10 protein-coding genes and 1 pseudogene are annotated in these 9787 nt (G+C 58.9%); 3 read left to right on the top strand and 8 right to left on the bottom strand.

What is annotated here, in order from left to right; genetic code table 11:
- The 8 genes and pseudogenes from VJV58_RS08960 to VJV58_RS08930 all read right to left on the bottom strand — a co-directional run.
- On the bottom strand, nucleotides 1-830 hold an 830-nt coding region (locus tag VJV58_RS08960; protein WP_324136986.1), incomplete at its 3' end, for a DEAD/DEAH box helicase.
- Nucleotides 831-1153: 323 nt separating this feature from the next.
- A pseudogene (locus tag VJV58_RS22375) lies at nucleotides 1154-1234 on the bottom strand (autotransporter outer membrane beta-barrel domain-containing protein); the annotation flags it as partial.
- Nucleotides 1235-1245: 11 nt separating this feature from the next.
- Nucleotides 1246-2019, bottom strand: a complete 774-nt coding sequence (locus tag VJV58_RS08955) for a glucose 1-dehydrogenase (RefSeq protein ID WP_324136985.1) — start codon at nucleotides 2017-2019, stop codon at nucleotides 1246-1248.
- A gap of 22 nt (nucleotides 2020-2041) precedes the next feature.
- Nucleotides 2042-2227 (bottom strand): hypothetical protein, encoded by a 186-nt coding sequence (locus tag VJV58_RS08950; protein WP_324136984.1) that lies wholly within the window; start codon nucleotides 2225-2227, stop codon nucleotides 2042-2044.
- Between the two features lie 181 nt (nucleotides 2228-2408).
- Entirely contained in the window at nucleotides 2409-3194 is a 786-nt protein-coding gene (locus tag VJV58_RS08945) for an outer membrane protein (protein WP_324136983.1), read from the bottom strand.
- A gap of 474 nt (nucleotides 3195-3668) precedes the next feature.
- The gene (locus tag VJV58_RS08940; RefSeq protein ID WP_324136982.1) at nucleotides 3669-4448 is read right to left on the bottom strand and encodes a porin family protein; all 780 of its coding nucleotides are present in this window, start codon (nucleotides 4446-4448) and stop codon (nucleotides 3669-3671) included.
- Nucleotides 4449-4710: 262 nt separating this feature from the next.
- Nucleotides 4711-6765: a DNA topoisomerase IV subunit B gene (parE, locus tag VJV58_RS08935; RefSeq protein WP_324136981.1), complete on the bottom strand. Its 2055-nt coding sequence runs from the start codon at nucleotides 6763-6765 to the stop codon at nucleotides 4711-4713.
- Nucleotides 6766-6977: 212 nt separating this feature from the next.
- Nucleotides 6978-7352, bottom strand: coding sequence for a hypothetical protein (locus VJV58_RS08930; protein WP_324136980.1), 375 nt, complete (start codon nucleotides 7350-7352; stop codon nucleotides 6978-6980).
- A 180-nt stretch (nucleotides 7353-7532) separates the two neighbouring features.
- On the opposite strand from VJV58_RS08930, the gene VJV58_RS08925 reads away from it, so the two are divergent.
- From VJV58_RS08925 to VJV58_RS08915, 3 genes are all read left to right on the top strand, one after another.
- Nucleotides 7533-8063: a DedA family protein gene (locus tag VJV58_RS08925; protein ID WP_324136979.1), complete on the top strand. Its 531-nt coding sequence runs from the start codon at nucleotides 7533-7535 to the stop codon at nucleotides 8061-8063.
- A gap of 175 nt (nucleotides 8064-8238) precedes the next feature.
- Nucleotides 8239-9228 (top strand): MBL fold metallo-hydrolase, encoded by a 990-nt coding sequence (locus VJV58_RS08920; RefSeq protein WP_324136978.1) that lies wholly within the window; start codon nucleotides 8239-8241, stop codon nucleotides 9226-9228.
- A 269-nt stretch (nucleotides 9229-9497) separates the two neighbouring features.
- A partial coding sequence (locus VJV58_RS08915) for an FMN-binding negative transcriptional regulator (RefSeq protein WP_324136977.1) occupies nucleotides 9498-9787 on the top strand: 290 nt, incomplete at its 3' end.

Below are 9787 nucleotides of genomic sequence, written 5' to 3'. Positions count from 1 at the left end.
CCATGCAGGGCACCCACACTGAAGCCATGCTTCTGCAGCGATTTGTGCAGCAGCGCCACTTCACGCTTGCGATTGCAGAAGATGATCGCGTTGTTCAGATCTTTGGCATCGCGCAAAAGGCGACGCAGAGTCTCGCGTTTTTCATGAGGCTCGCGGCCAACGCTGACCTGGAACTGAGCCACACCGACCGCCGTCGTCGCCGGCCTCGAGACTTCGATTTTCTCGGGATTGTGCAGGAAAGTTTCAGTGATACGGGCGATTTCGGGAGGCATCGTCGCCGTGAAGAATAGCGTCTGGCGCGTGAACGGGATCATCTTGCAGATGCGTTCAATGTCGGGAATGAATCCCATGTCCAGCATGCGGTCGGCTTCGTCGATCACCAAAAGCTCGACACCAGTGAGGAGCAATCCGCCGCGCTCGGTATGATCGAGCAAGCGGCCCGGGGTTGCGATCAGCACGTCGACGCCGCGAGTCAGCTTGCTGTCCTGATCACCAAATGAAACGCCGCCGATCAGGAGTGCGACGTTGAGCTTCTGGCCGGCTCCGTATTTGTCGAATTGTTCCTTCACCTGAGCGGCAAGCTCGCGTGTCGGTTCGAGGATAAGGGTGCGCGGCATTCGCGCGCGGGCGCGGCCCTTTTCCAGCAACGTGAGCATCGGAAGGACAAAGGCGGCGGTCTTGCCGGTGCCGGTTTGCGCGATCCCGAGAACGTCTCGGCGCGCCAAAACATGGGGAATCGCCTGTTCCTGAATGGGGGTAGGGGTGGTGTAGCCAGTAGCCGCGACGGCGGCGAGCACCTTGTCGGACAAGCCGAGATGGGAAAAGGACATTGAGCCTCTGGTAGAAACCGCCGCTTGGAATCTCGGAAATAACTGTCGCGCTCAACCCCGGAACGGCATGCAATCTTGCACGGGATTTTCGGATACGCAGGCAGGCGGCTTGATCAAGATATCGCGTTTCGATACCGGGCCGCGTTGAGCGGAACATAGGGGCGAATTGGCTAAAGTCAATGGAGCAGACCCGGCAAGCGCCGAAAAAGCTTAATGTTTTGCACAAATGACAGTCGCGACCTTGCGATTGCAGCGCTCCTTGAAGATCATCTTGTGGGAAGCCTCGGGGGACCGTAAAACTCGAGCGCCCGTCTGGCTCCTGCTTACCACTCGTATCTGACGACGCCCTTGCCGGCGTAGCTGCGGGCGACATCGGAGAACTCGCCTTCGAACGTCGCCGCTGAAACACCTTCGATTATCCCATGATCGAGAATCCGCCATCGACGGGAATGGCGGTACCGGTGACGAAATCAGAAGCGTGCGAGGCGAGAAACACGGCGATACCAGCGAAGTCGGCCGATACACCCCAGCGGGCCGCCGGGGTTCGCGCCAGGACCCGTTCGTGCAGCCCATCAATCTGCTCGCGCGCGCGCTTGGTCAGATCGGTGTCGATCCACCCAGGTAATATCGCATTTGTTTGGATATTGTCGGCAGCCCACGCGCAGGCGCAGGAGCGGGTGAACTGAACGATGCCGCCCTTGCTTGCAGCATAGGCCGGCGTGAAACTGGCGCCGAAGATCGACATCATCGAACCGATGTTGATGATCTTGCCGCCGCCCATCTCCTTCATTGTTGGATAGACCGACTGCGAGCACAGGAACGCGCTTGTCAGATTGGTCCTGATCACGCCGTCCCATTCGTCGATATCAAGAACGTGCGGCGGTTTGCGGATGTTGATGCCGGCATTGTTGACGAGAATATCTATGCGGCCAAGCTCACGCAGGGTCTGCCTGGTCATCTCGGCCACGGCTGTCTTGTCGGTAACATCGACAATGATAGAGATCGCTTTGACGCCGCGCATTTTTAGTTCATTGGCTGCCGCCAGGCACTTCCCCTCGTTGCGTCCGACCACAGCAATGTCGGCCCCGGCATCAGCCAGCCCACGTGCCATGCCGAGGCCGATGCCGCCATTGCCGCCCGTGACGATCGCTACCTTCCCCGTCAGATCGAATCGCTCGCTCGCCGTCATTACTGATTCCCCTGGATCGTGCTCAGCGCTTGCTCTGCCAAATCAAGATCAGTCCGAGCGCGGCGACGACAGCGCCGTATCCGGCCCACTTGATCTCGTTGATCATGAAACTTGATTGCGGCCAGTGTATCATGCCGGTGCCCTGACCGATCCAGAGCAGGCCCATTGCGAGTGCGAGGAGCCCGACGGTCAAGAGCAATTGTCGCACGGTGTCATCCTTCTTGGTGCAAGGCGGGGATCTGCCAGCCGATGTCGCCAGCGTGGCGTGCGCGCTTAATTGCAGCAAGAACGGAATGAGGTAGCCCTGGCCGCAATGTGTTTTGTTAGCAAAGATAAAAAAAGCCCCGGACGATGCCGGGGCTTTTCAGTTTCTGGAAGCTCAGGAGAGATCAGTAGCCAGCGGAGATCGGCGCCCCGCCCCAGTTGAAGCGATATACGAGTGATGTGCTGATGGTCTGGACCCAAGGCTTGAACGTGATCGCGCCACCGGCACTGCGACCGCCAACCAAGGTCTCCGGAAGACTGATGCGGTCATAGAAGGCTGAGCGATACTCGGTCTTCATGAACCAGCCAGGTGCCGTAATGCCGAAGATGTTCAGGTTGTTTTCGAAGCCGCCGCCGACAAACCATCCATCGCGATGGAAAGAGGGCGTGGTAAGAACCGTCGGGCCGCCGCCAGCAGCGAGAGTCGACAGGCTGGAGCCGGACCATTCCGAACCGGAGTAACCGGCATTGACGTAGGACAGCACGTTGGGCGCGACGAGATAACCGAGTCTCACGCCAGCGGCATAGCTGGTGCGAAGCTTTTCCCGGCCCTCGATACCAAGATCGGGATCGGCAATCGAACCACGAAGCTCTCCGAATTGTCCGTCACCGAAGATGCCAAGCACCCAGTTGCTAAACTGCCAGTCGAAGCCGGCGCCCACCGTTCCAAACCAGCCGCTGCCGCCCATCCGTTGATCACGAGTGATCGGAAGTCCGCCCGGAAAGGTGTTGACGTTGCTGTCTGCATTCCACAGCCCACCACCGCCACCACCGAAGATGTAAAAACCGGTCCATGAAGGCGCGTAAGCCACCGGCGCCGCCCTCATCGGAGCCTTGGTTGCCATGTCAGCCGCGAGGGCAGGAGCGGTGAACGCCGCAATGGCAGAAAGCGCGAGTACGAATTTCTTCATTGTCAAATCCCCAAATTTAAGCGTTCGAACCCGATCGCGTGACACGAGTGCAAATGCACCGATTCTCAAAGCTCAGTAGGCGAACTATACCCAGTCCCACCCAAAATGCTGTTGCTGCCCGGGCACACCGGCCGGAAAACATCCGTAGAAATACGGGTATTCAATAGCGCAAATCCGGTAGGAGCCTTGGATCCCCCGTATTGCCCATAAATTTGCGGCCAAGGGCTCTCTGGAGCCCGTAAGGCCCCCAGCGCTGGCGCCGCCGAACAATGAAGAGGGACCCCGGCGCATCGAGGAATCCACACCCAAGCAGCAAATCAAGAGTTGTTCGCCGCTCTCGAGCGAGCGGGGGGATGGCCCAGCGCTGAGCAAGCCGGAAGCGCTCCCGAAATAGGGTTAGACCGACTGACGGAGCACAAAAAAAGCCCCGGACCGTGCCGGGGCTTTCAGGACGAGTAGCGCCAGGTCAGATCACTACCTTATGACCGCCGGGTCACCCCAGTTAAAGCGGTACACCAGCGACGTGCTGATCGTTTGCACCCACGGTTTGAAGGTAATTGAATCGGCGGTGGGCAAGCCTGTATCCGCAAAGCTTTCAGGAAGTGTGACACGATCATAGAAAGCCGAACGATATTCGGTCTTCATGAACCAGCCGGGCGCCGAAACACCAAAGATATTGACGTTGTTTTCCACACCGCCGCCCACGAAGAACCCGTTACGATGAAAGGAGGGCGTCGTAGAAACCGCACCACTAAAGGAAGTAAGCGTCAAGGAAGTTGTTGTACCCGACCACTGCGAACCCGAATAGCCAGCGTTAACATAGGACACCACGTTGGGGGCGACCAGATAGCCCAGTCTTATGCCTGCCGCATAGCTGGTCCGGAGCTTTTCGGTACCTTCAAAAATCCGGTCAGCAATCGAGCCGCGAATACTGCCGAATTGCCCGTCAGCGAGGATACCGATTAACCAGCCGCTGTTGACCTGCCAATCATATCCGGCGCCGACCGTTCCGTACCATCCGCTGCCGCCCAGGCGTTGATCACGTGTCAGCGGAACCCCGGTGTCTTGCAGCAATACGTTGTTATCGGCAGCCCAGAGACCGCCACCGGCGCCGCCGAACAGATAAAAACCAGTCCAGTTCGCCGCGATCGTTCGTGGGGGAGCTTTGGTGTAAGCGCCTGGGGTCATGTCCGCTGCGACCACCGATCCCGAGAATGCTGCAAGCACCGCAATAGCGAGTCCGATTTTTTTCATCTGCCGATCCCTGTTGTTCAAATCGTCGGACTCGATCCCGCTCTAGGTGCGTCGGTAAGAATCTCAACCTGAGGTCAGCATAGCAGGCTGCGCTAGCACATGTTGTTACCTCCAAGACACACCTTTCTGAAAAAGGTGTGTCGATCGACTTATACAACCTTAGGGAAGGAAACGCCCAGCGGCGAGAGGCGCAAGGCAGCGTAGCCGGAGTTTCAACGATGCCTTGTGAAAGGCCTTTGCCGCTTTGGATTCCGGGTCGGGCCTACACGTCCAGCAGATCCTCGCTGGCGAATGCGGCCTTGTCGGAAATGAAGGCAAAGCGCGCCTCGGCCTTCGTGCCCATCAGACGCTCGACCGAATCGGCGGTACCCTCGCGGTCGTCGGCCAAAAGTACGACCCGCAGCAGGGAGCGCTTGGACGGGTCCATGGTGGTTTCTTTCAACTGTGCCGGCATCATCTCGCCCAGCCCCTTGAAGCGACCGATATCCACCTTTGCGTTCGCGTTGAATTCGCTCTTCAACAGCGCCTCCTTGTGGATGTCATCGCGGGCATAGATGGTCTTGTCGCCGTGGGTCAGCCGATATAACGGCGGCACAGCCAGATATAGATGACCCTCATCGATCAGCCGCGGCATTTGGCGGTAGAAGAACGTGATCAAGAGCGAGGCGATATGCGCTCCGTCGACGTCGGCGTCGGTCATGATGATGATGCGGGCGTATCGCAGATCCTCCTCGCGATAGTGCGTGCCCGTGCCGCATCCGATCGCCTGGACCAGTTCACTGAGCTGCGCGTTTGCGGTCAGCTTGTCCTTGGTCGCGGACGCGACGTTGAGGATCTTTCCTTTCAACGGCAGAATGGCCTGCGTGTTGCGGTCGCGCGCCTGCTTGGCACTGCCGCCGGCGGAGTCGCCCTCGACGATAAACAACTCCGATCCTTCGGCAGCGGTGCTGGTGCAGTCGGCGAGTTTACCCGGTAATCTCGCTTTCTTTACCGCGGTCTTGCGGGCAATTTCCTTCTCGGCACGGCGCCGCAGCCGCTCGTCCGCGCGCTCGACCACAAAATCAAGCAGCCGGTTGGCCTGCGCCGGGTTGCCCGATAACCAATGATCAAACGGGTCCTTGATCGCCTGCTCTACGATGCGTTGAGCTTCGGCGGTTGCAAGCCGGTCTTTGGTCTGGCCCTGGAATTCAGGCTCGCGCACGAACACCGACAGCATGACGGCGGCTCCAACCATGACGTCTTCGGAGACGACATTGGCGGCGCGTTTGCCTTGACCGACGCGTTCGGCATGATCCTTCAACCCGCGCAGCAGCGCGCTGCGCATGCCGGATTCATGGGTGCCGCCATCTTGCGTCGGCACGGTGTTGCAATAGGAGGATAGGAACCCGTCAGCATCCACCGTCCAGGCAACGGCCCATTCGCAGGCGCCATGTGCGCCGACGCGCCCGGATTTGCCGGAGAAGATATCCGGGTGCACCAGGGTGTCGGCGTGAATGGCGGCGGCGAGAAAATCTTTCAAGCCACCCGGGAAATGAAAACTGTCCTCCGCTGGTACATCCTCGACGCCCTTCAAAAGACTGGGATCGCAATGCCAGCGAATTTCAACGCCGCCGAATAGATACGCCTTTGACCGCGCCATTTTGAACAGGCGTTGTGGTTTGAAAGCCGCCTTGGCGCCGAAGATGTCGTGGTCCGGCTTGAAGCGGATTTTGGTGCCGCGTCGGTTGTTGATCTTGCCGAGATCTTCGAGCTTGCCTTTGGGATGGCCGCGCTCGAATGCCATACGATAGAGTTGCTGACCGCGGGCGACCTCGACTTCGAGCCGCGCTGATAACGCGTTCACCACCGACACGCCAACGCCATGCAAGCCGCCGGAAGTCTCGTAGACCTTGGAATCGAATTTACCGCCCGAGTGCAGCGTGCACATGATGACTTCGAGCGCGGATTTTTTCGGAAACTTCGGATGCGGATCGATCGGAATACCCCGGCCGTTGTCCGTCACGCTTAGAAATCCGTCGGCGCTCAATTCCACTTCAATAAAGGAAGCGTGCCCCGCCAGCGCCTCATCCATGGCGTTGTCGATGACTTCGGCAAACAGGTGATGCAGCGCTTTTTCGTCGGTACCGCCGATATACATGCCGGGCCGGCGTCGTACCGGCTCGAGGCCTTCCAGCACCTCGATATCGCGCGCGGTGTAGCCGGCCTCGGCACTGGAACTCCGCGGGGCGGCCTTGAGAGGCCGGTCTTTGGACGCTGAAGTTCCGAACAGATCGTTGGCTGTCTTGTTTTTAGCGAGCGCTTTGAATGGTTTAGGCATTTTGCTTCATGTGCTGCGCACGGCTACGGCGTGCGAATCAAGGCTCCCGACTATGCCACGGATCACGCTTAAAAAGTGACCGCAGGCACAATCTGGAGCCTGAGTAGAGCTGGTGATCCGATGAGTTCTGGTTTCTCGCGAATAGCTAATGGCTTCCGCTGCATGTGCCAGCGGCAAAATGTGTCATAGCACTCGCTCTAGAACTTGGCCCTCTAGAACTTGGCCCTGGCCGATCGGAACACGATCACCGCAAAAAGGGCCATCGCGGTGATCACTATCAAGGACCCCGCTATCGGTGCGGCGATAAATGACGTGCCCTTCAGCACCACGAGCGCAATGCCTGCCGGAAATACGATCGCGCCAACTATATGGAGCGTTCCTTGCAGCTTCGCCAGGCCAGTGCTGCCGGCCGCGGGCATCAGGCGATAGTACAATCCGAACACGAACAGGAGCACTCCGCCGATCAGGTTCAGGTGCGCGTGCGCTGGGGCCAGCGTAAAATCTTGCTGGATCCCCATGGCGATACCGGCGAGCATGCCGACGAGAAGAAGCAACGTACCTACGCACATCATCAGCGATCCGATCATCCGTTTTTCCTCTGGGTTTTTCGCTTTCAGTTGCAGGGCAGTCGAGGCCTTGGCTCATGGACTGTCGCCGCCCTTGTGACTTGATGTCAGTGATAGAGCTGGCTTACCTGTTTTCAGCCATTGGATCTGCAGAAAAGGTTCAAGGCTCAAAAGGGCATCCCCAAAAAAAGGGCGTTCGGAATGCAAGATCTCGCGCGGGCCATGGCCGACTTCGTCCGCGACCATCAGGCCTGGGCTGCACCGATCGTTCTGGTGCTGGCATTCGGAGAATCGCTCGCTTTTATTTCGCTCCTGGTTCCAGCCTGGGGGGCGCTGATCGCGATCGGTGCGCTGATCGGCGCGAGCGGCATCAGCTTCTGGCCGGTGTGGATCGCCGGTGGGATTGGCGCCGGGCTCGGCGATTGGGTCTCATACTGGTTTGGGTTCAGGTACAAGGAGCAAGTCGCCCAGATCTGGCCGCTATCGCGCTACCCGGAGATACTCCCGCGTGGCGAGGAGTTCGTGAAGAAATGGGGCGTGCCGAGTATTTTCATCGGGCGCTTCTTCGGACCGTTGCGCGCTTCAGTCCCGCTCGCTGCCGGAATTTTTGAAATGCCTTATTGGCCGTTCCAGCTTGCCAATTTCGTGTCGGCGCTAGTTTGGTCGGCGGTGCTGTTGCTGTTCGGTGACGTGCTTGCTGGCGTTGCCGAGTGGATTTGGGGCGTCTTCTGAAGCGTGAAGTCGCCCGGAATAAGCCGTGAATGCCGGGGTTAACCGGCAAGATACCATGTGCCGGTGTTGCAACCTTGTGTAGCGCCGCTGCTAAAAGTAACGTGGTCACGGCACTAGCGCAAAGTGGGCAACCGTCCCGCCGCCGAAATCATAGTCTCACTGGGAGGACATCAGCATGAAACTGACACGACGTCACGCACTGGCCGGAGCCGCCGCGATCACTGCCGCACCGCTGTTGCCACCGCTGCAGGCCAAGGCGGCTGCACCCATGGCAGACAAGCAGGCGCCAAGCTTCTATCGCTATAAGGTGGGCGATATCCAGGTTACCGTTGTTTCCGACGGCAGGAGTACCTTCAAACTTGAAGATTCCTTCATTACCAATGCCAAAAAAGAAGAAGTCAACGCGGCCCTGGAGAAGGCCTTTCTGCCGAAAGACGTCTTCACGATTCACTTCGCGCCGTTGGTGATCAACACCGGAGGCAAGCTGGTCGTCATCGATACGGGCAACGGCCCAGTCGCGAAAACCAACAGCAAGGGCGCAAACGGTCTGTTCGGGGAAAACATGGTTGCGGCGGGCTTCGATCCCAAGGCCGTCGACATGGTGGTCATCTCACATTTTCACGGTGACCATGTGAACGGCCTGCTGACCGCCGACGGTACGCCGGCATTTCCCAACGCCGAAGTGCTGGTGCCCGCTACCGAATGGAAATTCTGGATGGACGACGGCGAAATGAGCCGCGCCCCGGCCGGGCGCATGCAGGGACTCTTCAAAAATAACCGGAATGTCTTCGAGGCCGGCCTCAAGAAAAAGGTCACACCCTATGAGTGGGGCAAAGAGGTCGCCCCCGGCCTGCTTGCCGTCGATACGATCGGCCATACTCCGGGCCACACTTCGTATGTGCTCTCGTCCGGGTCGGGCAAGGTGTATATCCAGTCCGACGTCACGAATAATCCGAACCCCTTTGCGACCAACCCGGGCTGGCACGCGTTCTTCGATCAAGATGCTGAAATGGCGGAAAAGACACGTCGCCGGGTGTACGACATGGTGGTAGCCGAGAAGCTGCAAGTCCAGGGCTTCCATTACCCGTTCCCCGGACTGGGCCATATCGTGAAAGATGGCGCCGGATATCAGGTAATCCCGGCGCCGTGGAATCCGGTGATCTAGCTTGGTGAAATGGCCCGTCGCGTGAATGCGTGTTGGCAGCAGCACGCATCCCGCATCGGGGCTAACAACTTGACGAGCATCGGGCGCGGCCTTATAGACGCGCCCATGCTTAACGCCGTGACCGCTTTCATTGTTCGCCGCCGCCGCACCTCAGCGGTATGGGCGGACATCTGCGTTTAGATATCAGCCTCTGCCGCCGGATGCGTTCCGCGGCCTCCCCACAATACGCGGTCTGATCTGGCGGCTCCTACATCAAGCAGGAGTTTGCAATGTATACGCCTCCCATGTTCAAGCCCGATCGCGCCGCGAGTCTTGCGTGGGCGCGGGCGCGCGGCTTCGGCACGATCACAGCCTGGGATGGAAGCAAGCCCGTTGCATCTCCGCTGCCCTTTCACCTGTCCTATTCCGATGACGGTTCGCCGATTGTCGCATTTCATGTCGCACGCCAAAACCCGCTCGCGAAGCTGGCGGACGGAAAATCGCTCTGGCTGATCGCAGTGACGGGGGCTCACGCCTATGTTTCGGCGGACTGGTATGTCTCTGCCGATCAGGTGCCGAC

This window comes from Bradyrhizobium sp., from assembly GCF_035273305.1.
GTDB lineage: Bacteria > Pseudomonadota > Alphaproteobacteria > Rhizobiales > Xanthobacteraceae > Bradyrhizobium.
Note: the sequence above shows the minus strand (reverse complement) of the source record. Positions and strands in the feature narration are given on the sequence as shown.

Excerpts from the sequence above, each read along its gene's own strand:
- VJV58_RS08940 (WP_324136982.1), bottom strand. The coding sequence starts at position 4,448 with ATGAAAAAAATCGGACTCGCTATTGCGGTGCTTGCAGCATTCTCGGGA.
- VJV58_RS08925 (WP_324136979.1), top strand. The coding sequence starts at position 7,533 with ATGCAAGATCTCGCGCGGGCCATGGCCGACTTCGTCCGCGACCATCAG.
- VJV58_RS08955 (WP_324136985.1), bottom strand. The coding sequence starts at position 2,019 with ATGACGGCGAGCGAGCGATTCGATCTGACGGGGAAGGTAGCGATCGTC.
- parE (WP_324136981.1), bottom strand. The coding sequence starts at position 6,765 with ATGCCTAAACCATTCAAAGCGCTCGCTAAAAACAAGACAGCCAACGAT.
- VJV58_RS08945 (WP_324136983.1), bottom strand. The coding sequence starts at position 3,194 with ATGAAGAAATTCGTACTCGCGCTTTCTGCCATTGCGGCGTTCACCGCT.
- VJV58_RS08920 (WP_324136978.1), top strand. The coding sequence starts at position 8,239 with ATGAAACTGACACGACGTCACGCACTGGCCGGAGCCGCCGCGATCACT.
- VJV58_RS08930 (WP_324136980.1), bottom strand. The coding sequence starts at position 7,352 with ATGATCGGATCGCTGATGATGTGCGTAGGTACGTTGCTTCTTCTCGTC.